This window comes from Enterovibrio calviensis DSM 14347, from assembly GCF_000621165.1.
GTDB classification, from domain to species: Bacteria; Pseudomonadota; Gammaproteobacteria; order Enterobacterales; family Vibrionaceae; genus Enterovibrio; species Enterovibrio calviensis.
This window is the reverse complement of the sequence record NZ_KK211217.1, coordinates 457,977-480,441: the sequence shown is the minus strand read 5'-3', so window position 1 is coordinate 480,441 and position 22,465 is coordinate 457,977. Positions and strand designations below refer to the sequence as shown.

At 47.5% G+C, this 22,465-nt stretch carries 22 protein-coding genes; 14 read left to right on the top strand and 8 right to left on the bottom strand.

Features of this window, described 5'->3' with window-relative positions:
- The first annotated feature begins 234 nt into the window (after nucleotides 1-234).
- The 7 genes from Q365_RS0120390 to Q365_RS0120360 all read left to right on the top strand — a co-directional run bounded on the left by Q365_RS0120390 (nucleotide 235) and on the right by Q365_RS0120360 (nucleotide 5,523).
- Nucleotides 235-465 (top strand): cold shock domain-containing protein, encoded by a 231-nt coding sequence (locus Q365_RS0120390; RefSeq protein ID WP_028025091.1) that lies wholly within the window; start codon nucleotides 235-237, stop codon nucleotides 463-465.
- A 29-nt stretch (nucleotides 466-494) separates the two neighbouring features.
- Nucleotides 495-1,457, top strand: coding sequence for a hypothetical protein (locus tag Q365_RS0120385; protein WP_155859030.1), 963 nt, complete (start codon nucleotides 495-497; stop codon nucleotides 1,455-1,457).
- 96 nt (nucleotides 1,458-1,553) lie between these two features.
- A complete protein-coding gene (locus Q365_RS0120380; protein WP_028025089.1) occupies nucleotides 1,554-1,733 on the top strand; it encodes a hypothetical protein in 180 nt (59 codons plus the stop codon).
- 47 nt (nucleotides 1,734-1,780) lie between these two features.
- Nucleotides 1,781-2,509, top strand: coding sequence for a winged helix-turn-helix domain-containing protein (locus Q365_RS0120375; RefSeq protein WP_028025088.1), 729 nt, complete (start codon nucleotides 1,781-1,783; stop codon nucleotides 2,507-2,509).
- Complete coding sequence (locus Q365_RS0120370; protein ID WP_028025087.1) at nucleotides 2,485-3,048, top strand: hypothetical protein; 564 nt, start codon at nucleotides 2,485-2,487, stop codon at nucleotides 3,046-3,048. Before Q365_RS0120375 ends, Q365_RS0120370 begins: the two co-directional genes overlap by 25 nt.
- Before the next feature lie 672 nt (nucleotides 3,049-3,720).
- Nucleotides 3,721-4,260 (top strand): hypothetical protein, encoded by a 540-nt coding sequence (locus tag Q365_RS0120365; RefSeq protein ID WP_155859029.1) that lies wholly within the window; start codon nucleotides 3,721-3,723, stop codon nucleotides 4,258-4,260.
- 30 nt (nucleotides 4,261-4,290) lie between these two features.
- Nucleotides 4,291-5,523, top strand: a complete 1,233-nt coding sequence (locus Q365_RS0120360; protein WP_245621585.1) for a carbohydrate porin — start codon at nucleotides 4,291-4,293, stop codon at nucleotides 5,521-5,523.
- A gap of 119 nt (nucleotides 5,524-5,642) precedes the next feature.
- On the opposite strand, the gene Q365_RS27350 is transcribed toward Q365_RS0120360, so the two are convergent.
- The 5 genes from Q365_RS27350 to Q365_RS0120335 form a co-directional block, all read right to left on the bottom strand.
- Nucleotides 5,643-5,774, bottom strand: coding sequence for a hypothetical protein (locus Q365_RS27350; RefSeq protein ID WP_281173702.1), 132 nt, complete (start codon nucleotides 5,772-5,774; stop codon nucleotides 5,643-5,645).
- Between the two features lie 173 nt (nucleotides 5,775-5,947).
- Complete coding sequence (gene pstB / locus Q365_RS0120350; protein ID WP_245621593.1) at nucleotides 5,948-6,700, bottom strand: phosphate ABC transporter ATP-binding protein PstB; 753 nt, start codon at nucleotides 6,698-6,700, stop codon at nucleotides 5,948-5,950.
- A gap of 139 nt (nucleotides 6,701-6,839) precedes the next feature.
- Nucleotides 6,840-8,141 (bottom strand): phosphate ABC transporter permease PstA, encoded by a 1,302-nt coding sequence (gene pstA, locus Q365_RS0120345; RefSeq protein ID WP_028025083.1) that lies wholly within the window; start codon nucleotides 8,139-8,141, stop codon nucleotides 6,840-6,842.
- Nucleotides 8,134-9,516 carry a phosphate ABC transporter permease subunit PstC gene (gene pstC / locus Q365_RS0120340; RefSeq protein ID WP_028025082.1) on the bottom strand — a complete coding sequence of 461 codons (1,383 nt, stop codon included), beginning with the start codon at nucleotides 9,514-9,516 and terminating at the stop codon, nucleotides 8,134-8,136. The genes pstA and pstC overlap by 8 nt, the downstream gene beginning before the upstream one ends.
- Before the next feature lie 69 nt (nucleotides 9,517-9,585).
- A complete protein-coding gene (locus Q365_RS0120335) occupies nucleotides 9,586-10,626 on the bottom strand; it encodes a substrate-binding domain-containing protein (RefSeq protein ID WP_028025081.1) in 1,041 nt (346 codons plus the stop codon).
- Between the two features lie 410 nt (nucleotides 10,627-11,036).
- Between Q365_RS0120335 and Q365_RS0120325 the strand changes: the two genes are divergently transcribed.
- Nucleotides 11,037-11,549: a hypothetical protein gene (locus Q365_RS0120325; protein ID WP_035025487.1), complete on the top strand. Its 513-nt coding sequence runs from the start codon at nucleotides 11,037-11,039 to the stop codon at nucleotides 11,547-11,549.
- 22 nt (nucleotides 11,550-11,571) lie between these two features.
- Here Q365_RS0120325 and Q365_RS0120320 read toward each other — a convergent pair whose 3' ends face one another.
- A complete protein-coding gene (locus tag Q365_RS0120320) occupies nucleotides 11,572-12,636 on the bottom strand; it encodes a sensor domain-containing diguanylate cyclase (protein WP_245621584.1) in 1,065 nt (354 codons plus the stop codon).
- Between the two features lie 80 nt (nucleotides 12,637-12,716).
- Entirely contained in the window at nucleotides 12,717-13,841 is a 1,125-nt protein-coding gene (locus tag Q365_RS0120315) for a GGDEF domain-containing protein (protein WP_028025078.1), read from the bottom strand.
- Between the two features lie 256 nt (nucleotides 13,842-14,097).
- Between Q365_RS0120315 and Q365_RS0120310 the strand changes: the two genes are divergently transcribed.
- The 5 genes from Q365_RS0120310 to Q365_RS0120290 all read left to right on the top strand — a co-directional run bounded on the left by Q365_RS0120310 (nucleotide 14,098) and on the right by Q365_RS0120290 (nucleotide 18,327).
- Nucleotides 14,098-14,382, top strand: a complete 285-nt coding sequence (locus tag Q365_RS0120310) for a 2Fe-2S iron-sulfur cluster-binding protein (RefSeq protein WP_028025077.1) — start codon at nucleotides 14,098-14,100, stop codon at nucleotides 14,380-14,382.
- A 191-nt stretch (nucleotides 14,383-14,573) separates the two neighbouring features.
- Nucleotides 14,574-15,245, top strand: coding sequence for a YoaK family protein (locus Q365_RS0120305; protein WP_028025076.1), 672 nt, complete (start codon nucleotides 14,574-14,576; stop codon nucleotides 15,243-15,245).
- A gap of 209 nt (nucleotides 15,246-15,454) precedes the next feature.
- On the top strand, nucleotides 15,455-16,723 hold the full coding sequence (locus Q365_RS0120300) for an O-acetylhomoserine aminocarboxypropyltransferase/cysteine synthase family protein (RefSeq protein ID WP_028025075.1): 1,269 nt from the start codon (nucleotides 15,455-15,457) through the stop codon (nucleotides 16,721-16,723).
- Nucleotides 16,724-16,875: 152 nt separating this feature from the next.
- The gene (locus Q365_RS0120295; RefSeq protein WP_028025074.1) at nucleotides 16,876-17,385 is read left to right on the top strand and encodes a VC2046/SO_2500 family protein; all 510 of its coding nucleotides are present in this window, start codon (nucleotides 16,876-16,878) and stop codon (nucleotides 17,383-17,385) included.
- Nucleotides 17,386-17,652: 267 nt separating this feature from the next.
- Nucleotides 17,653-18,327 (top strand): SDR family NAD(P)-dependent oxidoreductase, encoded by a 675-nt coding sequence (locus tag Q365_RS0120290; protein WP_028025073.1) that lies wholly within the window; start codon nucleotides 17,653-17,655, stop codon nucleotides 18,325-18,327.
- 167 nt (nucleotides 18,328-18,494) lie between these two features.
- Here Q365_RS0120290 and adhE read toward each other — a convergent pair whose 3' ends face one another.
- On the bottom strand, nucleotides 18,495-21,197 hold the full coding sequence (adhE, locus tag Q365_RS0120285; protein ID WP_028025072.1) for a bifunctional acetaldehyde-CoA/alcohol dehydrogenase: 2,703 nt from the start codon (nucleotides 21,195-21,197) through the stop codon (nucleotides 18,495-18,497).
- Nucleotides 21,198-21,801: 604 nt separating this feature from the next.
- Between adhE and Q365_RS0120280 the strand changes: the two genes are divergently transcribed.
- Nucleotides 21,802-22,440 carry a YchE family NAAT transporter gene (locus Q365_RS0120280; RefSeq protein ID WP_028025071.1) on the top strand — a complete coding sequence of 213 codons (639 nt, stop codon included), beginning with the start codon at nucleotides 21,802-21,804 and terminating at the stop codon, nucleotides 22,438-22,440.
- Nucleotides 22,441-22,465: the final 25 nt, after the last annotated feature.

The following is a 22,465-nucleotide window of genomic DNA, read 5'->3' as shown; positions in this document are numbered from 1 at the left end:
ATCAACCTGCCACGTTGAAGCGGCAGGACGGTTTAGGGGCTTTGTACTTAACTTCGAAAAAACACAGTAGGGAGAGGCGTTAACATTCTTGTTCCAGATCAGTTTTTGGTGTGATCTTGATCTGGTTTTGTGGTGTCACTCAGGAAAACTATCGAATTAATTTATTACCTATTAATTCGATGATTGAGGTAGGATTTGGATAAAGCGACTTCGTGCCACATGGAGAAAAAGGCTGTGAAATCACACACAACGCTATGCCTAAAAGGCAGCATAAAATGGTTTAACGCAGAGAAAGGGTTTGGTTTCGCGGTGCCTGATGGCATGGGAGTCGATGTCCTTTTTGACTTGTCTTCAATCCATTGTGATGACCCGATTACGCTTCGCCACGAACAACGCGTTTATATGGAAATCACGCAGCAAAGCAGCGGTGGTTATTCAGCCACTCATATTCTGCCACTTGACTAAACATATACCCAAAGCCTGAGACAAAGATAATGCCAAGAGGACGTCCGACTGAATGCCCCATCCTTCGCCAAGAACGCTTGGTTGCTCGCCTGTTTGAAAAGAAAAGAATCCTCTATCAACAGGTTATGGCATCAATGACGGCGTTCCACCCTTCTCTTGACGACCACCAGCGAGCACAACTTAGCCAAACGCTATTCGCGGTCAGCGAAGAGTTCCGGCTATGGGCAGACGCTGAAAATCTGCTGCTAGGCGTGCAGCGAAACCCCAATTTCTCAAACGCCTTTACCGAACACGGGCAACACATTCACGCGCTACTTGGGCAGCTCTCTGGGTTTTATCAGCTCTACCTTTCGACGCAAAATTTCACCCCGCGCTCTGTCTCTTTTATTCAAGACTTTGACGCTGACTTTGCGCAGCTCGCCAACGCTGACATTTCCACTCAAACCCTTTGCCTCAAACAAGTGGCGGACGAGCTGATGGCACAACTTGATACTTCAATCAGCCCAAACAAAGCTTGGCTTCAAGGGCTAAGAACTAACATCAGACAGGCAATGTTGTTTGTGATTCATTACCGGATGTCATTGGTCTACCCACCGGAGCAACAATCGCGAACTGGGCGACCTGCCATTCCGTTACCCGTGCAGTTTGTTCGCGCAGAACAAGCCATGATTGACGCCTATTTTGAGCTTTGCGAACGGTGGAAGGCATCGCAATACAAAACCTCATCACCACAGAAGGTGTGGCAAACGCACGCGAAAAACATCAACCAAAAACGGGCGGGAAGACCTGCGCTGAGTAACGTACAGCAATGGCAAAAAGCACTAAATCACGCAAAGCGCGAGCTTGATAAGCTTACCAATGCGCAAAGTGCGCAAGAAGAACCAACCCTTAGAAACCAACGAGGAAGAAAGCCAATTCCTTTAGAAATAAAGAAAGCCCGTTTGTTGGAAAAAATCGCCACTTTGGAAAACACACTCCGTCAGCATTCATAGCCCCTTTCCACGGTTTGATGGGTTTTCCCTAACATAACTGATTGGTGCAAATAATCGCCGACTGATACCGTGATATTCAAGATCGGGAGGTGACTTATGAGCAAATACATGTTGGCAACAATCATCTTAACCGCAACGGTCAGCCTCATGCTGATGTTTGCCTTCGCTTCACTGCAGCAAAGCAACCAAGTGGTTGAACACTACCTTTATGAGAGTGACGTTCTGCATCAGCAAGGTGTTAATAACCTCTACGATTTTATCCTCACGCCGAAGTAGCGCCCACGGCGTCATTTCAATATTACTGGCAATCATAGCGTTCAAATATGACCTATTACCTGATTAACCAGGACATTGTTTTTGATAACGCATCAGGGAAGATTGTTCATGTTCATCAAAAGGAAACCCAGCAACTTAAATCCAATGAATGGAAATTGCTGCACTTGTTCGTTGCCAATCCGGGCATCGATATTTCTGCCGACCACATTCTCAATTCGGTATGGGACGGCAAACGCGCGAAATCCAGTGTTGCCACGTCGATAAAAAACCTGCGCAAACTGCTGGGGGACTCAGCGGATACGCCACGTTTTATCCAAACTCAGGTCATGAAAGGCTATGCCTTGATTGCAGATGTGGCGCTGCTTGATGAAAGCGAGCTTAAATCGACACTACGAAAACACCGCTCCACACAAACCAAGGCCGCTCAGTGGTGCTTGAAGCGCCGTGGTTCCCTGATGCTTTACGCCATCAATGTTGTGTGCGCAGTGAGTTTGTTGTTCAGCCTTTCTTCCATGTTTCAGCACGGTATGTTTGATAGCTGGCTGCCAACACGAGAAATACCAACAGAATGGCAGCCAATGGTGATCAAAGGATCACTCGGACAAGATGCGCTGAATTACACCGCGTGTGAATCACTGCTTTCTGATGCGCGAGCGACACATCGCCTCAACCAGATTGAGGTCTCGGCGCTGACTCCCCCCCAAAGACTGCCAAGCCTAACGTGGGCTGACGACAACAAAAAGGTGCTGCTATGCCATCTGTCTTCCACCGAGTAATCACGGCGCTATTACTCCTTGCCGCGATGGGGGCTTGGGGCATTAACCATCATCATTCCATCGTTAATCATCCAGAAGTCATGGCTGAAAATAAAGTGTGGTATCTCAAGCATCGGGGTTACCCAAACCAGTTTGGTTTTCTCAGCCATCATTGGGGACTTCGTGTCGTTGAATCTGAAATTGAAACGGCAGTGAAAGAAGGCGGTGATGCCACCATTGCCGTCAGGATGAAGCTGTTTGATTCGGAGGGATTAATGGGCTTCGTGACGTTGCAATTTGATGCGGGTATTCAAGTGAACGGCGGTAACCGTTTGAAGCTCGAGGTGGATAAACGCACCGCTGCCATCACCGAGCACTCGGAAGGATTTGATTTGGCGACGTTCCAGCCATATCTCGACGATCTGCTGCATGATATGTATCAAGGTCAGCGAAATATCATTTCGATATCCAACACCGAAGCCATCATGGAAATCCCCTACATGGGCATTGTCAGGGTGCATCCAACCTCTGAGGCTAAAATCATCAATTCCAGCCTTTAATCTTCTCTCTGTTTTTAATCTGGCCTATAGCCTCGTGGTGTAGGCTTCTTGCTTCTTGCTTTTTACCTCTCGCCTCCCGAGCTTATCCAATACTTCCCATCATGAGAGCCGTCATCTCTGCCTTGGCACTTTGATCATGCCAACCACAAAACAAACCCAGTAAACCGTTTCTTATGCTTTGGGCTTTGTGCTTTGGGCTTTGGGCTTTGGGCTTTGGGCTTTGGGCTTTGGGCTTTGGGCTAAGAAGCTAAGAAGCTAAGAAGCTAAGAAGCTAAGAAGCTAAGAAGCTAAGAAGCTAAGAAGCTACGCTATCGCGACAGCGAAGGACAAAGCGTTAAAGCCGTTCCCAGACAGACAATCAAACGACAGCAAAACTGCAGAGGACTTGGCCTTTCGCTTTCAAAATTCACAGCAGCGAGCCACATCGACACCAGCAATTTCCACCAAAAACAAACTCTCCTCCCTACAGCAATCGATGACGATGCAGAAAAACGTTCATCACCTTCAGCCCCGGCGTCAAAGCAGCACTGAAACCTATGTGATAACCGATGAATTCACATGAAAAACCATTATTTACAACTAGTTAGTTGGTTTTTGATTTTCGGTGATTTTAGTTCTTTTTAGCTTCTGATCCCTAGTATTTGTACTGCCTGAATCACAAAGGTGACGACAATGTTTAGCTGCATACACGACGCACGCCAATCGCTGCTGGTGCGATGCAAGGAAGTAAAAACATTCGTCATGGATGACAACATCGCGATTCTACCCGCAGAGAGAAACGCGATATTAACAACAATCAATGCGCTGGATTTCACCATCGCTAACGATGAAAACCTAGACGGCCCATTGCAATCGCTACAGGCGTGTTTTTCTCGAATGGCAGTGTCCGTCAATCTAGAGCGCTACCACGCTCTGGCGCAAAGCATTGAAAAAGCAAAAGCGGAGATAGTGCGTTTGTTGCAGGCCAACGAACATTCAGAGCACAGCGACACCCACGTGTTTTATCTCTACTTAAAACACAAAGGGCTCATCACTAGCTGGCAAGAACTGGAGTCCGGCAATGTCGCCACCGTTGTTGATGCATTCAAGCGGGGCTATCTCACGTTGCCAGAAGCCTCCGATGCGATTTCTGCATCCATGCGCTGCCAACGTCAGCTCCAGCTTTGTCATCTGGCACAAGCTCGAGCCTTTACTCAGGGACAAGCCGCATAAAAACGGCAAACAACAAGAAGCATACAAATAATGAAAACAACACTAAAAATCATCCCAATTGCTGTCATGTTGGCATCACCAGCCGCACTTGCAGCAACAAGCGTATACACGCAAGACACACTCACTGGCGATTGGGCAGGAGCACGCTCTACGATTCAAGATGCAGGCCTCACCTTTGAAGGGGAATACACCAACACCTATCAGTCTGCGCAATCTGGCGTAGACGGCAGCCCCAGCAACACTTCACACCGACTAGATTTGCTCGTGGGGGCTGACACTGAAAAGCTAGGTCTCTGGCAAGGTGGCAGTTTCCACACCCAATTGATTTACCGAGATGGCGAGGCAAACAACCTCGGCATCAACGGCCTTTCTGTGCCTAACACTGGGTTTTATGGCTACGAAGATGACGAGCGCGCCTTTATCTCTGGCTTGTATTACATGCATCGCTTTTCGCCATCGACCAATGCCCTCATTGGTCAAATCGATGCCTTTGAATTACTGCGTCATGCGCCATTTTACGGCGGCGCAACACGTCACGGATTTATGAATGTCGCTTTTGCTGCACCGCCAAGCGGCGTCACACCCCCTGCTTTTCTAGGCGCTATCGTCAACCATACTGAAGGACCTTGGCGTTTTACTGGCATGGCATACGATCCAAAAAATCGCTATACCGAGAAAGTACGACTCGATGATGCATTTGAAGATGGCATTAATTTAGCTGTTTCAGCCACGTATACCACCCTATGGGCAGGGCGGATGACAACCTTAGGCGGTTCATATACCTACAGTACGGAAGAAGGCATGAACTGGGAAGTGCCACCTGAAACCGCCAAGTACAAGTACAACACCCGATTGCAGTTCACGCACAACATTGCTGAAAATGAAGGAAATCCTCGAGAGGCTTGGGGGCTCTATCTACGTGGTTCTGTCGCCGATGGTAACCCAAACATTCTGGACGCAACATTTGCTGGTGGCTTAGGCGGCCAAGCACTGTTCTTTGATCGCCCACAAGATAGCTGGGGGCTTGGTTACTACCACCTCACCCTGTCCAACGATTTAAAAGATACCGTTAATGGCATTCTTGATGTGGGCAATTTGCCTCTTGATGCTCGCATGAGGAATGAACAAGGCGTTGAAGCATATTACGCCTATCAAGCGACACCTTGGTTGACCTTTACTGCGGATCTTCAGTATGTGGAATCCATGGTATCAACAGAAGATAAAGCCCTGCTGTTTGGGCTAAGAACGAATATTCGTTTTTAATTAAGCCGCTTATCTCTCCAAAACACGCTTCACACCTTTGGGCAAGCCATGGGTATATTGATGTTTCTCCGATTGCACCAATATACCCAAAGTGTTCTCTCCTTCCGGCTTGCCCCTTTTTATCCTAATAATTGGCCTTCTTCGACAAACCAATCAATGATGTCGGCAAACACCTTTTGGTTATCTTTTCCAATGGCGAAAAATACATTCAAGCCAATCATTTTGCTTTTGGGCAGTTCTTTCAGCATCACCACATTTACGATATACCACTATTTTACGCTTTAACGATCAACGTCAACGTCAACGTCAACGTCAACGTCTTATCATCCAGCGCTGACAATAGAGTCAACAACGTTATAACGACTGTGCTGATGACACAAAAAAGGCGGACATCATGTCCGCCTTTTTTCTTTAGAAACAAAGATTAACCAAATCGACCGCTAATGTAATCACGCGTCAATTTGTGCTCAGGGTTGTTAAACACGTTATCTGTGGTGTTCAACTCCACCAAGTCGCCTAAGTGGAAGTAAGCAGTGCGGTCTGAGACGCGCTTTGCTTGAGACATTGAGTGCGTGACCATCACGATGCTAAAGTTTTCTTTCAGCTCTTCGATAAGATCTTCAATGATGCCCGTTGCGATTGGGTCAAGCGCTGAACACGGCTCATCCATCAAAATAACTTCCGGTGCAATCGCGATGCTTCGTGCAATACAAAGGCGCTGTTGCTGACCGCCAGACAAACCGGTTGCTGGTTGGTCCAAGCGCGATGCTACTTCATCCCATAAACCTGCGCGGCGCAGTGATTCTTCAATCACGCCGTCTAGCTCGTCTTTGCTATCAACCAAGCCATGAATACGTGGGCCGTAAGCCACGTTGTCATAGATGGATTTCGGGAATGGGTTCGGACGTTGGAACACCATGCCGACTTGTGAACGCAGCTCAACGATTTCTTGCTCTTTGGCATAGATATTATGGCCATCCAACAAGATCTCACCTTTCACTTCACAGCCAGGCACCGTGTCGTTCATGCGGTTTAAGCAACGCAGAAACGTGGATTTACCACAGCCTGAAGGGCCAATCATGGCAAGTACTTGCTTCTCACCAATATCGAGATTGATGTTACGAATGGCTGACTTTGCGCCCGCTTCGTAGCTCACGCTGACGTCTCTCGCAGTCATTCTTGGTGCGTCTACAAACGGGACACCACAGGTTTCTTTCGGGGCTGCCGTGTGCTCAGCCGCGTCCATTTTCTTTTTCTGCGGGAATTCGCCAACGTGTGTCATTGCAGTTGTGGTCGTGGTTGTCATTTCCATACTCCTACCATCTGCGCTCTAAGCGCTTACGCATGATAACGGCACATGCGTTCATAAATGCCAAGAACGCTAGCAGCACCATAATTGCGCCAGATGTATTCTCAACAAAACCTTTTTCTGGGTTTTCTGCCCAGAGATAAATTTGTACAGGTAACGCCGTTGCCGCATCGAGTGGGCCTGAAGGCACTTCGACGATGAAGGCAACCATACCAATCATCAGCAGCGGCGCGGTTTCACCCAACGCTTGGGCCATGCCGATGATGGTGCCTGTTAGCATGCCCGGCATTGCCAAAGGCAATACGTGGTGCATGACCATTTGCATTTTTGATGCGCCTACACCCAATGCAGCATCACGCACTGACGGCGGCACGGCTTTGATCGCGGCGCGGCTTGAAATAATGATGGTTGGCAGTGTCATCAATGTCAGCACCAAACCACCCACGACCGGCGCAGAGCGAGGTAAATCCGCCACATTCAAGAACACGGCCAAACCCAACAAACCAAACACAATCGAAGGAACCGCTGCGAGGTTGTTGATGTTGATTTCAATCAGCTCAGTCGCACGATTGCGCGGCGCAAACTCTTCGAGGTAAATCGCTGCGGAAATACCGATTGGGAAGCTCAAGGCTAGCGTAACTAACAAGGTATAAAACGAGCCAACGGTTGCGCCCCAAATACCCGCAAGTTCTGCATCTCGGCTATCGCCATTGGTGAAGAAGTTCTTGTTGAAGACTGTGCGCACATTGCCTTCACGCTCCAGTTCGTCATACCACTCAATTTGTTGGTTCTTGAACTGACGGCCATCTTCAGGGGTGCTGGCTTTGATGTTGCCCTTGTTGTATTGGTTGAAGTTATCGCCGGCTTGCGCCCAGTACTCGATCTTCTGTCCAATTAAAGATGGGTCGGCAATCACCATGTCGCGTAAATCGTATTCTGCACCGTTCGATAAAAACGAATACAGCGCACGCTTGTTCTTACGACCATCAACAGGGATTTCTTGAAGAATGGCTTTGCGTACCACTTTGCGGAAGCTGGCATTCATCAATGTCTTTTTGTTGATGTCTTGCCCATCAATGCCTAACGCGCTTTCAGACAAATCCACGGTCAGTTTGATTTCCGTGGTGTAGAAAGCGGTGTAGCCGTCAGAGACAATGGTCGTCATCAACACGATCAAGAAAGCAAAGGCCATGGAAATGGAGGCAACACCATAAAAGCGGAAACGCTTTTCTTTGGCGCGACGACGTGCAACGCCGGCTTTGACTTTCGCTCGCTTGGTTTCAGCGATTTTCAATAATCTATCAGTCATACTGCTCTCGATATTTCTTCACGATTCGAAGTGCGACAAAGTTAAGCGCTAAGGTCACGACAAACAAAGTCAAACCCAGTGCGAATGCGGCAAGTGTTTTCGGGCTATCGAACTCTTGGTCGCCCACCAGCAAGGTCACGATTTGAACGGTGACTGTGGTAACAGAATCGAGTGGATTCGCGGTGAGGTTCGCTGAAAGGCCTGCGGCCATCACAACAATCATGGTTTCACCGATGGCGCGGGAAACGGCGAGCAACAACCCACCGACAATGCCGGGTAGCGCTGCTGGGAGAACCACACTTTTAATGGTTTCTGAACGCGTAGCGCCTAAGCCTAGCGACCCATCGCGCAGCGTTTGAGGAACGGCGGTGATCACGTCATCAGACAGTGAAGACACAAACGGGATAATCATGACGCCCATGACGGCTCCCGCGGCAAGCGCGCTCTCTGAAGATGCACCGCTCAGGCCAATAGAATGCGCGATGTCGCGGATGAATGGCGCTGCAGTTAATGCTGCAAAGAAGCCATAAACCACGGTTGGGATACCCGCGAGGATTTCCAAAATCGGCTTAACGATATTACGCACTCGTGGAGACGCGTATTCCGCCAAGTAAATCGCACTCATCAGGCCAATAGGGGCAGCGATACACATCGCGATCAACGAGATCATCAATGTACCGGTAAAGAGCGGAATTGCGCCGAATGCGCCACTTGCACCTTGCTGGTCAGCACGAAGCGCAATTTGAGGAGACCATTCAGTACCGAACAAAAAATCGGTCACTGGAATAATTTGGAAGAAGCGAATGGCTTCAAACAACACGGAAAGGACGATACCTAAGGTAGTCAAAATCGCCAGTGTTGAACAAAACATGAGAAAAATTTGAAGGCATTTTTCCACATAGTGTCTTGCTTTCAGTTTCGGCTTAACGATACGCCAACCCAATGCCAACCCCATGAGAGATAAGGCTGCAACGGCGACAAAACGCAAGGTCTGGCCGATGCCTTCTAGGTGTTGATAGTGTCCTGCTGCTGCCAATAGGATTGGGTCTTCTGTTTGAAGAACACCGCTAGCAATATGGATAATTTGGCTATATAGCAGTTGGATATTCTGGTGCGAGTCAAGGGTCGCTTGTGGCACTTGCGCCATGACCAAAGATTCAACCAGACTTGGCTCGACGGCTTGCCAGATCACCAGCAATATAAAACTCGGAATTGCCGCAAGAATGGCAGCAAATGAGCCGTAATACACAGGCCGAGAGTGAAGCGTATTCAAACCACCGTTCACGGTAGCAACATCTCGGGAGCGTTTTTTGGCGAGGAGATAGGCGCTAAACGTAAGCAGCACTAATATCACCATCAATGTGGATGTCGTCATCCCTATTCCTTAAATCCCTGATACAGCAAAAGTGGTGTGCCTTTCGGCCCACCACTCAAGGGTTACAACTTACAGATTTGGCGTTAAATCTACTGCACTGTTGCGAACCAGTTTCCAATCACGTGCTGATAGTGGAATCAGACCACGATCAGTCAGGTAACCTTCGTCACCAATCGCATCTTCAGATGTAAATGCCGCAACATACTCTTGAAGGCCAGGGATTACGTCTGAGTGCGCTTTTTTCACGTAGAAGTACAGTGAACGAGAAACAGGGTAAGAACCGTCACCGATAGCATCGAATGTTGGTACTACGCCGGCAATTTTCGCGCCTTGTACTTTGTCTGAGTTTTGCTCAAGGAAGCTGTAACCGAAGATGCCGAACGCATTTGGGTTAGCGTCTAGCTTCTGAACGATCAGGTTGTCGTTCTCGCCCGCTTCGATGAATGCACCGTCTTCACGAATACCGTGACACACTGCTTTGTACTTCTTCTTGTCTGCTTTTTTCATCGCTTTCAATGCTGGGTACTGCTTACAACCGCCTTCCATTGCTAGCTCAACGAATGCATCGCGAGTACCAGACGTTGGTGGTGGACCAAGCACTTCAATTTTCATTGCTGGTAATGACGCGTTTACGTCTTTCCATGTTTTGTTCGGGTTTTCGATAAGGTTGCCGTTTGCATCTGGCACGACTTTCGCGAGCGCAGTGAAAAGGTCTTTCAAAGTGATGTCGAACTGCTGCGATTTCTTAGAGTTTGCGAATGCGATGCCGTCATAGCCCACTTTCACTTCAACAATGTCTTTCACGCCGTTCTTCGCACAAAGCTCAACTTCAGAACTTTTGATTTTGCGAGAAGCGTTAGTAATGTCTGGCGTGTTTTCGCCAACACCTGCACAGAACAGCTTCAAGCCGCCGCCTGAACCGGTAGATTCAATTTTTGGTACCGCAAATTCTGATGTACGACCGAAGCGCTCCGCTACGACTGTCGCAAAAGGATACACTGTTGAAGAACCAACAATACTAATGTAGTCACGTGTTGCTGCCGCTGCGTTACCTGCTGCGAACGTTGACAGGCATACTGTAGATGCCGCAATCAGAGTCTTAAGTTTCACATCAACCTCCAAGTCGATATTTATTCGTTGAAGCAGCGCAAAGGGCTAACTGCTTTCGATTTCGGTTTAAAACTGATGTAGAAGTTAGAGCTCTAATGTGACGCTTACCTTAACGAAATGTGAACATTCCATTACAGCGACAACGAATTCCCAGTGAAACATTTATTCAATCAATACTTCACACGATTGAAATGTTTCGCGCTTAGGTTGTTTCCCCATTCCTCATTGAAGTACCACGACTCAACGCCATTCAGTTTGGGGATATCTACGTTTTTTCTCGCAGAACACGCGATCTTAAGGCTAATCATGTGCCTCTCATTGCTGTGTTTGTTTGTCGCGATAGTCAAAAAGCGCACAAGACAGCAATCAACTCGATTCACTTTGAGTTGACGGGAAACAGGAAGAAATTTATGACGAGAGGAAGCGAATCCACTTCATACAGAGAAGAAGGGTTGACCGAAAAAGAGACTATTGGCTTGTCTGACCGTGATAAAGCAAAGCCCAGTGTTTTATTTCTTTGTGATGGTGAAGATGGGTATTCGTTGGTTGCTCAGTCGATACTGACGCATAAGGCGGACAGTTACTTCAGAGGGTTCAGTGCGTATACCAGCAACACGTGCAATGTTGCCTCAGCATGCCAAGCGCTGCGCCAGTACAACATCACGTGTAGCGATCAATATTTATCGAAGATAGAAGCTTATAAAGCGACGTATGTGGATTACCTCATCGCTTTGTCCCCTTCCTCCGTGCAATCCGGCAAGCCTCTGCCCGAATACGCAAAGTTTATTCCTTGGGATGTCACGGAAGGCGGAGAAATTCCAAGCAGCTTTGGCGTCGATAGAAATAGTGCGGATAGACACACCGCGATCAAATACATCAACGATCAAATTAACTACTTTCTGTCTGTGTATCTTTATCGTTAGCACTGCATGGTTAGCGCTACGCTTACGATATAGTCATTTTTGCTGAATCATCAAAAAACGTGACACGGTCTCGCCCGGAGTTTTTAGACTCAAAAAGCGCACTGTCGGCTTTCTTGATCAACCTATTGATCACGCTTTCCTTATCAAACGGGATCACCTCATCATGCGTAAAGTAATGAACACCAATACTGCAGGTGACTTTGAGCGAATCAATGGAGAGTTTTGACAGTGATTTTCGGATGCGTTTGCACACAGTGTTAACTTGCGAGAGCTCAACATCTTCGAGCCAAATGATAAATTCTTCGCCTCCATAGCGACCGACGCAGTCATAATTTCTCAGCGCACTTTTCAACGCATCTGACACGGCAACCAGGACTTCATCGCCCTTTTGATGGCCGAACTGATCATTGACCCGTTTAAAATGGTCCAAATCCAAAAGCATAACGGCGCCATTCAATTTCTTACGTCTAATGATGTTAATGCTGGCATCAATTTGATCAAACATATGGCGACGATTTGAAAGCCCTGTCAGCGGATCAGTCCGAACTAACTCCTCCAATCGTGCATTGAGTTTTTCCAACTCGTCTTGCTGCAAACGACGCGCGTACTCTACTTCAAGCCAAGTCGCCATCAAACACAGTGAATCGAGATCAATTTCCTTAAACTCGCGCGGATAAGGATTAGGACTGGTGAAATTCAGTGTGCCCTGCACCTTGTTGTTGACTCGAATGGGAATACCGATATACGACTCAAGGCCAAACGCTTGATAAGCCGGATGGTTGCCGAGAACATCGGTTTTGCCGACTTGCTCCATGGCTATCGGGCCGTCTGCTTCTAACGTCACCCAGCAATACGACATGTCATATGGAAAAGAGTCGCCTTGTTTTATCGGTATATCGTCAGGGCAGACCACATGACGAATTTCATAGTGGTCACCATCAATAATGGAGAGGATGCCAATATCGAGGTTGAAGCGTTCAAGCCCCATACGAATTAACGCATCGATTTGATAGTCCAAGCCTTTTTCGTAGTCATTCGTTATCTCATAAATTCGGCGAATCACTTTTTCACTTTCAGACATACTCATGATTTCAATTCCCAAAATTGAGACATTTACATCATCATATACAACTTGTTGACTTATAACTCTATAAGATGCCCAAAGTGTTAAGACAATGATGTAATGGTCACAGGGCGCTTCGATGCGGACATTGCGCAGTTACGCCCTTTCCCTTTCGCTTCCACCAACGCGCTATGAGCGAGGTTGATAAGCTTATCTAGCGCCTTGGAGAAAGGGATCTTCTCTTCGCTGTCACTGCGAAATGCGCAATAACCGACACTGATGGTCACTGGCGTCCCGTCCACTTCGCACTGTGCCACATGTTCAGCCATGCGTTCACATACCTTGGCGACCTCTGATTGCAAGGTATCAGGGAACCACACCAGAAATTGTTCGCCACTATAGCGTGCGACGTAATCATAGTTTCTCACCGCTTGTCTAAGCGCCACCGAAACGCCCTTGAGGATGCGGTCGCCCTCTTCATGCCCATGTTGTTCGTTAAACATATGGAAAAAATCGATATCGACTAACGCAATCGCCCCCTCGCCATCTCGACGAATAAGCTGGTTCACTTCGCGATGTAAATAATCAAACAACGCGCCGCGATTCGGCAGCTCTGTTAATGCATCTATATGTTGAATTTTCTCTAGTCTTTGACTCAGCACCTGATAAGACTCGCGCGCTCCCCGCACTTCCTCTCGGTACTCTTCGTTTTCTAGCTTTAATTCGAGTAGCCCAGCCATGAGCAACAAGGCTTCTTCATCAAGCGGATGCGCCTCCCCTATTTCCTCGCCACAAAAACTCAACGTTCCCCACACGATGCCATTAAAGTGTATGGCGACGCCCCAGTATGCAACGGGCAAACTTTTAATAAATAGATGCCCCTTCAGCTTGTCATGCACGCGCGTATCAGGCGCAAGTATGGGGGTTTTCTCGCCCACTGTGATGCCGCAAAACGAGGTCGATAGCGGCGCGGTATCTCCCGCTTCGAACATCGCGCAACGCCCACTGCGATCTTCTGTCTTGAAAAAACGCTCAACAACCTGCAATTCTTGATCTCCGACGCGCGTTAATTTCCCTGCCGTTGCCGCAAAGTAGCTCACCCCGATCTCCAGCAATTCCGCCGCCCACGCTGAGAAGGTCACATCACGGCGTCGGCTCAATTGCTGCAAATGTGTCAACAAGGTATCGAGCGGCGCTCTGCGACCTGACAGTTCAATATCGGAGATCATAGGCGTGTCCTTTTTGAGATATGTGTATTAAGAGGAATAGCACAGAAGTTCGAGACGTGTTTTTCTCAGTTGCTATCTTCTCGTCTAAATCAGCTTTTATAGCGATAAATGCACAACGCATGAACGTGTTCTAGTGTGAATGGAGCGTGATCAGTACCAAGACATTTTTACATTCAACAACTAAGCTTTTTTAAACGGCTTTTTTTAAACGACTTTTTACACAAATCAGTCTCTGCCATGCTTTAGGAGTATCGCCATGCCAACCGTTACATTCGGTCACACAGGACATTCAGTACAACTTTCTAGCGGAGGTTCGCTGATTGATTTAGAAGATGCTGGGCAAAGCGAAGTGCCTTTTGGTTGTCGGTCAGCGGCGTGCGGAACATGTGCGATTGATGTGACGTCCGGTATGAATAACCTAAGCCCAAAAAACGAAGAAGAGATTGATCTGCTGGATACCTTAGACATGGACGGTGACAAGCGTCGCTTGGCGTGCCAGTGCAGCGTGTATGGTGACATCACCATCATTCCGGTTAACTGATCGTTCCTCTTTGGCTTTGGTGCATTGTTGGTGTGAGTGGCTGTCTTGCACCTGAGCCTCTCACCGCTTTCTGCTCGAGCTTTTGATCTAAACCGCGTGATCGCACGCGGTTTGATGTAAAATCTTCCCTCTGTTAATCGGCCTCATGCCGAGCAACTCTTCCGACTCCTCACGTTAATATAGGTTCACCCGTGATATCCAAGCTTCCCAAATGGGTTGAGTATGGGGCATTTGTTCTTGCCCTCACTGCAGGTTGCGTTAATGGCATTGGATTGCTCGGATTTGAGCATCAAGCCATTTCTCACCTCTCCGGTACCGCCACATTGATCGGCACGGATTTGATCAACAGCCACCCAGCCCAACTTGTTCACTTATCCAGTATTCTTGCTGGCTTCTTCGGTGGTGCGTTGCTTTCAGGTTTCATTTTGAAAGATGGCACGCTGGCTCTAGGTCGACGTTACGACGTGCTTCTACTGGTCGAAGCTGCGTTGCTGTTTGGCGCTGTCTATCCCATGCAACAAAACGCGGTTTATGGACTTTACTTAGCCGCCGCTGCATGCGGTATTCAAAATGGATTGGTGACAAGCTATAGCGGGGCCATTGTTCGAACCACACACATCACGGGCATCATTACAGATTTGGGATTGATGTTTGGCGCCAAGTTACGAGGGCAGCCTATTAACCGTCGTAAGTTGGTTCTCTTTGGCGTTATTGCTATCGGCTTCATATTGGGAGGAACGGTGAGTGCGTTCATTTTCCCTTTGCTCGGCGCTTGGTCTTTCGCTGCGCCCGCAGCTGTGTGCTTACTGCTTGCAATTATCTATCGCATACACATGAGACAAATTAGCGTTCGCCTTCGCTAGCCGAATCATTACGTGCCCAAACGATGACACCCATGACACTGAGTCGATAACAGGCGCAGTGTCTCCATTTACCCCTCGTCCTAAACATTTCAATAGTGATACTGCCAACCCTTGCCTCAAAACACAGGTGAAAAACTTGAGCAGGTGCAACTTTACCGCCTAGGCTTTCTGTCATATTACCGAATCTGTGTTTGTTTCAAGGAAGAACGATGAAAGACGAAACCCTTTCCATTCATGCTGGGTACGAAACTGACCCAACCACGAAATCTGTTGCGACCCCAATCTACCAAACTGTTGCTTATGAATTTGATAGCGCCCAGCACGGTGCCGACCTGTTCAATCTGGCTGTTCCTGGCAACATTTATACTCGCATTATGAACCCAACCAATGATGTGCTTGAGCAACGCATGGCAGCATTGGAAGGCGGTATTGCTGGTCTGGTGGTCAGTGCAGGCAGTGCGGCTATCAATTACGCCATTCAAACCTTGGCGGAAATTGGAGACAATATTGTCTCTACACCACAGCTTTACGGCGGCACATACACCTTGTTTGCGCACATGCTGCCAAAGCAAGGCATTGAAGTTCGCTTCGCAAAAGATGACAAGCCTGAAAGCCTCGCGGCTTTGATTGATGAAAAAACAAAAGCGGTTTATTGCGAAAGTATCGGTAACCCTGCGGGTAACATCGTCGATTTAGCGAAAGTGGCTGAGCTTGCCCACGCGCAAGGCGTGCCAGTGATTGTGGATAACACGGTTGCTACACCTGTGCTGTGCAAACCTATCGAGCATGGTGCTGATATCGTTGTTCACTCGCTAACCAAATACATTGGCGGGCATGGCACTACCTTGGGTGGCGTGATTGTTGATTCAGGGAAGTTCCCTTGGGCACAGCACAAAGCACGATTCCCTGTATTCAACCAACCGGAAGCGGCTTACCACGGCGTAGTCTACACCGAAGCATTTGGCGATGCGGCCTTCATAGGGCGTGCCCGTACCGTGCCGCTAAGGAACACAGGTGCCGCACTATCTCCAATGAATGCCTTCATGTTGATGCAAGGATTGGAAACGCTGTCATTGCGTATGGAACGCCATGTTGAAAATGCCTTGAAGGTTGCTGAGTACCTACAAGGGCATGAGAAAGTCAGCTGGGTGAGCTATGCAGGTTTACCAGATTCTGAGCACCATGCACTTGCGCAGAAATACATGAAGGGTCAGCCTTCTGCCATTCTTTCATTTGGCATGAAAGACGGTTATGAAGCGGGTGTGCGTTTCTATGATGCGTTGGCCTTGTTCAAGCGTTTGGTTAACATTGGTGATGCGAAATCACTGGCGTGTCACCCCGCTTCAACCACGCACCGTCAGATGAGCGAAGATGAACAGGCGCAAGCAGGCGTTTCACCAGAAATGATTCGGCTGTCGGTTGGTATCGAGCATATTGACGATATTATTGCCGATCTGGAACAAGCACTTAACGCCTAACGCCTAACGCCTGCTCAACAATGACGTTTTATAAAGCTCGCCTTGGCGGGCTTTTTTTGTTTCTAACACTTGGATAAAAAACAAAAAAACAGTTAAAGCTTTTCGTTCTGTTGTCGATAAACAGAAGGTACCCAGAAGAACGAAAGAGAATGATGCAAATCCACGCGCTCGACAAAGCCCAACTGATAACTGATGTACAGCTAGGTGACCACCTAAGTCATGCTGTTACGCAGGGGCGTCGTTCGGATTTTGCATTGATGCTGGCATTGCTCTCTGGGGATGCCACAGAAACCACACCGCTCAATCCTCCTTTTCCAGAAAAAGCGACGGAATCTGATCTTCGTTATGCATTAAATTTACCAGAGCCAACTCGCTTGGTGGCAGAAGAAAAAGATTACGAGCTATGCGGAACGCAAGCTGATGCATTCCACAAGGCAGGCATAGCAAGCGCAAGGTTCAATCACTGTGTGACCCCGTCAGCACTACATTTTCCTGCCTCTGGAACGCACAATCTGGGCGAAGATGTGTATCATAATCTCTCGGGACACCAGAGAAGACAGCTTGCTGCTGAAAATCCTAAAACTACCGAACTCGATCCGGTAAACTTATACAATCAGCTTGTACTCGCCAAACGCTATCAAGAGCTCAACGCAAAAGCTTAACCTTCTGATTTAAAAAGAAATAAATACACGCCTACCACAAGTAACCCACCAAGACAACTTCTTCCACCTCAAAAAACATAACTGTGATCACTTACTAAAAAAATCATTTTGCACACAGCTTGCACACCCTTTTTTAAACAATTTAGTAACACTTTCTCAGATCATGGTCCAAGATTGTTATCCACCTCTGAAAAAGCTGGGTATAAGTTGTTAATGAATGTCGTATAACAATGGAATAAGTCGTCATTAATCGAGAAAGGTCAAACAATGGATATCGCAAAATCCGTCATTGTGATTACTGCAGCAGGCACGCCAACAGGACGTGCAATGGCTGAATATTTCTGCAAGCTTAATGCACGTGTTGCATTGGTCGATACTGAACGCCAAAAGCTGCAGACAACCTACGATTCGTGCATGAGAACGGGTGGTATTTGCTATTCCTTCTCCCTTGCCAATCGAAGCGTTGAAAATATTTCCTTTCTGTTTGAGGAGATTAATCGCGAGATGGGTGCGGTGGACGTGTTAATCAACTACTGGCAAGCCAGCAGCCTTCCTAGCTTATTGGCGAGCAACGATACCGTTGACCACACTATTGCTGATATTGCCTCTAATCTGTATTTATTTGGACGTGGTGCGGCGTTCAACATGCTTGATAGAGGTCGCAAAGGCGTGATTGTGAATATTCCCGGCGTTCAAGCTGAAATAGGAAAAGAGCAAAGTCTCGACAGTTCAAATGCTGTCATCCGGGGCTTAACCCGCAGCTGGGCGGAAGAATTAGAACATGCAAACATACGTGTTGGTGGGGTATTGCCACGTATGCGTCATTATGACAATGGTAGCGTTCACCACCATCCTGCGATTAATTTCGACATGATTGATGGCGCTGCATATATCGTTGAAAACGACAGTTTCACCGGCCGGATCTTAGAAGCAGCAAGTTAATCGGCAGGTGAATTTCGCCGTAGCCGCTTCTGTGCCCTTTTCATTGAAATGACCCAAATCAGGCAATGCACTCACGTTCGTTGTCGGACTTTTGTTAGTTCAAAGGGTATTGCCACTGCCAATAAAAAAGCCCGCTTTCGCGGGCTTTTTCTTTTTACTTCAAATCATTACGCTTTCGCTGATTCTTTCTTCGCTTTTTCAGCTGGCTTAGCAGTGTCGCGGTCTTCTCTCTTCTTGATAACAGTCGTACCTTCGAAAGTTTCACCTTCAACAAACGCTGTACCGTAGTAAGAAGCCACTAGTACTTCTTTCAGCTCAGTGATAAGCGGGTAACGTGGGTTCGCACCAGTACATTGGTCATCGAACGCTTCAACCGCTAGCTCATCAAGTTTCGCTAGGAAATCATTCTCAGAGACACCTGCCGCCTGGATAGACAGTGGGATATCTAGGTTCAGTTTCAGTTCTTCCAACCAAGCTAGTAGACGCTCAATTTTTTGAGCTGTACGGTCAGTTGGTTTCGCAAGACCCAAGTGCTCAGCAACTTCTGCATAGCGACGACGTGCTTGTGGGCGGTCGTACTGAGAGAAAGCTGTTTGTTTCGTTGGGTTGTCGTTTGCGTTGTAACGAACAACGTTTGAAATCAGTAGTGCGTTCGCCAAACCGTGTGGTAGGTGGAACTCAGCACCAATTTTGTGTGCCATTGAGTGACAAACACCTAGGAATGCGTTCGCAAACGCGATACCTGCGATGGTCGCTGCATTGTGCACTTTCTCACGAGCGATTGGGTCAGTTGCACCGTTCGCGTAGCTTGATGGTAGGTATTCTTTCAGCATCTTCAGAGCTTGAAGCGCTTGACCATCAGAGTACTCGTTCGCAAGAACAGAAACGTAAGCTTCTAGTGCGTGAGTCACTGCATCGTAACCACCGAAAGCAGTTAGCGACTTAGGCATATTCATCACTAGGTTTGCATCTACGATTGCCATTTGTGGTGTCAATTCGTAGTCAGCCAGTGGGTATTTTGCGCCAGTCTTGTCGTCAGTAACAACCGCGAAAGGTGTCACTTCTGAACCCGTACCAGACGTGGTAGTGATACATACCAATTCGGCTTTTTTACCCATTTTAGGGAACTTGTAGATACGTTTACGGATGTCCATGAAGCGCATTGCTAGTTCTTCGAAATGCGTTTCTGGGTGCTCGTACATTACCCACATGATTTTCGCTGCATCCATCGGTGAACCGCCGCCTAGTGCGATGATTACGTCAGGTTGGAAGCTCTGCATTGCTGCAGCACCTTTCTCTACAACAGACAGTGTTGGGTCTGCTTCTACTTCGAAGAACGTTTGAACTTCCATGCCTTGTGCTTTAAGCAACGCAACGATTTCATCAGAGTAACCGTTGTTGAACAGGAAGCGGTCAGTCACGATCATCGCGCGTTTTTTGCCTTCCAAATCGCTTAGTGCGATTGGCAAGCTACCACGACGGAAGTAGATAGATTTAGGTAGTTTGTGCCACAGCATATTCTCAGCTCGCTTCGCTACAGTCTTCTTGTTGATAAGGTGCTTAGGACCAACGTTCTCAGAGATTGAGTTACCGCCCCAAGAACCACAACCCAGAGTCAGTGATGGTGCAACGTTAAAGTTGTACAGGTCACCGATACCACCGTGAGTGGTTGGGATGTTGATAAGAATACGTGCAGTTTTCATCTTGTCACCGAAGTAACGGATGCGATCTTGGTTTACGTCTTGGTCAGTGTACAGGCCAGAGGTGTGGCCGATACCGCCGATTTCAACCATGGTAACTGCTTGTGCAACAGCATCTTCGAAATCATCAGCGCGGAACAGACCCAGTGTTGGAGACAGTTTCTCGTGAGCGAACTCGTCGTCGTAAGATACTTTGCCTAGGCCTTCGCCGATAAGCACTTTCGTGTCTGCAGGAACGGTAACGCCTGCCATTTCAGCAATCTTAACCGCTGGCTGACCAACGATTTTCGCGTTTAGTGCGCCGTCAATCAAAAGTACTTTACGTACTTTCACCGCGTCAGCTTTGTTCAGTACATGTGCTTTGTGAGAAGCAAAACGCTCTTTCACTTCGTCATACACTGAATCTACAACAATCGCCGCTTGCTCAGATGCACAAACAACACCGTTATCGAATGTTTTAGACATCAGGATAGAAGCAACTGCGCGCTTAATGTCTGCGGTTTCATCGATAACAACTGGAACGTTACCCGCACCTACACCGATTGCTGGTTTACCAGAAGAATAAGCCGCTTTAACCATGCCTGGACCACCAGTTGCAAGGATAAGGTTGATGTCGTCGTGCTTCATCAGTGCGTTAGATAGTTCTACAGATGGCTCATCAATCCAGCTGATGATGTCTTTTGGTGCGCCCGCTGCAACTGCAGCATCAAGAACCAGCTTAGCTGCGTCGTTCGTTGAGTTTTTAGCACGTGGGTGTGGCGAGAAGATAATACCGTTACGCGTCTTCAAAGAGATAAGAGATTTGAAGATAGCGGTTGAAGTTGGGTTGGTTGTTGGGACGATACCGCAGATGATGCCCACTGGCTCAGCGATAGTGAAAGTACCGAACTCGTCGTTCTCTTCCAAAATGCCGCAGGTTTTTTCATCTTTGTATTTGTTGTAGATAAATTCAGAAGCGAAGTGGTTCTTGATCACTTTGTCTTCGACAATACCCATACCAGATTCGGCAACAGCCTGCTGGGCTAGAGGAATTCGGGCATTGTTAGCAGCCAGAGATGCAGCACGGAAAATCTTGTCTACTTGCTCTTGTGAGTAAGTGGCAAATTCTTTCTGCGCTTTCTTTACACGCTCAACCATTGCATTGAGTTCGGCTACGTTAGTTACAGGCATAGTTGTCTCCTACATACCTAAAGTTCAAAAATTATTTAGTAACTACATGCTCATTTGATTAGAGAACTAAGTAACTCACGTCGTCCTATGAGCCTTAGCAAGCATTTAGTAAATAACTTTCAAAACTGATTATAGATTTTCAGAGAAGCAGAAAGTTGATCCGGATCATGTGTAGTAAACTTTCATAAAGTTTTTCACTTTCCGCTCACTTTCTAATCAAAACACTCTACAATCGCTGTTTTGAAAGCGTAATTCCACAAACAAACTACGTGAATGTAACACATGTGCATTGTGTCTCACACATATGTATAACGCCTTTTCATCGTAAAAGGAGAGCAAGATTTTCATATGTGACCACGATCACACATACAAATTAAGCGACATGCGTATTGATAAGTTGCCACACTAAATTTTCCGATTACATTTAGTACACTTAGCGTAATTTACGTGAATTTAACGCCAACAATTCCTCTTACTTCTGTGCAACGTTCTTTGTCGTTATCTACTGATTGGCATTTGTTATTTCAACGCTATACTAGCGCCCGCGATCGCCATTTTGCGATCGATATCATACCTCCCTTATTCACCGACCGAGTGATTGGAAATGAATAGCATCGAGCTTGTAATATTTTTTCAGTTTTTCATTGGGTTGTTTGCTGCGGTAAACCCTCTTGGCATTATGCCTATCTTTGTCTCACTCACCGCCCACTTAGACCGTGCCGAGCGCAACAAAACCGCTTACACCGCCAGTATTGCGGTTGCAGCGATTCTTGTGGTGTCTCTGCTTGCTGGCCAGCTGCTGTTAGATGTATTCAGTATTTCGCTGGATTCGTTCAGAGTAGCGGGCGGTATGCTGCTGGTCAGCATCGCTTTTACCATGATGAATGGTAAGCTCGGCGAGGATAAACAAAACAAACAAGAACAGTCTGAGTCCATCAGCCGTGAACAAATCGGCGTTGTGCCTCTCGCTATGCCGCTTCTCGCTGGCCCTGGTGCGATTAGCTCTACCATTGTTTATTCGAGCCGCTACCCAACGTCTGTCGATACTGTTGGCTTAATCATCACGATTTGCGTGTTCACCGCAGGTATTTGGGGACTGTTTCGTCTCGCGCCAGCCATCGTGAAATTCCTTGGCCAAACCGGTATCAACGTCATCACGCGTATTATGGGTCTTATCCTTGGTGCGCTAGGTATTGAGTTCATCGCGAACGGTATGCGTGCGCTCTTCCCTGGTCTTAACTAAGCAATTTCGGGGACAGGGCGATACT

Coding starts and splice junctions, on each gene's coding strand:
- Q365_RS0120385 (WP_155859030.1), top strand. CDS start 495: ATGCCAAGAGGACGTCCGACTGAATGCCCCATCCTTCGCCAAGAACGC.
- Q365_RS0120380 (WP_028025089.1), top strand. CDS start 1,554: ATGAGCAAATACATGTTGGCAACAATCATCTTAACCGCAACGGTCAGC.
- Q365_RS0120375 (WP_028025088.1), top strand. CDS start 1,781: ATGACCTATTACCTGATTAACCAGGACATTGTTTTTGATAACGCATCA.
- Q365_RS0120370 (WP_028025087.1), top strand. CDS start 2,485: ATGCCATCTGTCTTCCACCGAGTAATCACGGCGCTATTACTCCTTGCC.
- Q365_RS0120365 (WP_155859029.1), top strand. CDS start 3,721: ATGTTTAGCTGCATACACGACGCACGCCAATCGCTGCTGGTGCGATGC.
- Q365_RS0120360 (WP_245621585.1), top strand. CDS start 4,291: ATGAAAACAACACTAAAAATCATCCCAATTGCTGTCATGTTGGCATCA.
- pstB (WP_245621593.1), bottom strand. CDS start 6,700: ATGACTGCGAGAGACGTCAGCGTGAGCTACGAAGCGGGCGCAAAGTCA.
- pstA (WP_028025083.1), bottom strand. CDS start 8,141: ATGACTGATAGATTATTGAAAATCGCTGAAACCAAGCGAGCGAAAGTC.
- pstC (WP_028025082.1), bottom strand. CDS start 9,516: ATGACGACATCCACATTGATGGTGATATTAGTGCTGCTTACGTTTAGC.
- Q365_RS0120325 (WP_035025487.1), top strand. CDS start 11,037: ATGACGAGAGGAAGCGAATCCACTTCATACAGAGAAGAAGGGTTGACC.
- Q365_RS0120320 (WP_245621584.1), bottom strand. CDS start 12,636: ATGAGTATGTCTGAAAGTGAAAAAGTGATTCGCCGAATTTATGAGATA.
- Q365_RS0120315 (WP_028025078.1), bottom strand. CDS start 13,841: ATGATCTCCGATATTGAACTGTCAGGTCGCAGAGCGCCGCTCGATACC.
- Q365_RS0120310 (WP_028025077.1), top strand. CDS start 14,098: ATGCCAACCGTTACATTCGGTCACACAGGACATTCAGTACAACTTTCT.
- Q365_RS0120300 (WP_028025075.1), top strand. CDS start 15,455: ATGAAAGACGAAACCCTTTCCATTCATGCTGGGTACGAAACTGACCCA.
- Q365_RS0120295 (WP_028025074.1), top strand. CDS start 16,876: ATGCAAATCCACGCGCTCGACAAAGCCCAACTGATAACTGATGTACAG.
- Q365_RS0120290 (WP_028025073.1), top strand. CDS start 17,653: ATGGATATCGCAAAATCCGTCATTGTGATTACTGCAGCAGGCACGCCA.
- adhE (WP_028025072.1), bottom strand. CDS start 21,197: ATGCCTGTAACTAACGTAGCCGAACTCAATGCAATGGTTGAGCGTGTA.
- Q365_RS0120280 (WP_028025071.1), top strand. CDS start 21,802: ATGAATAGCATCGAGCTTGTAATATTTTTTCAGTTTTTCATTGGGTTG.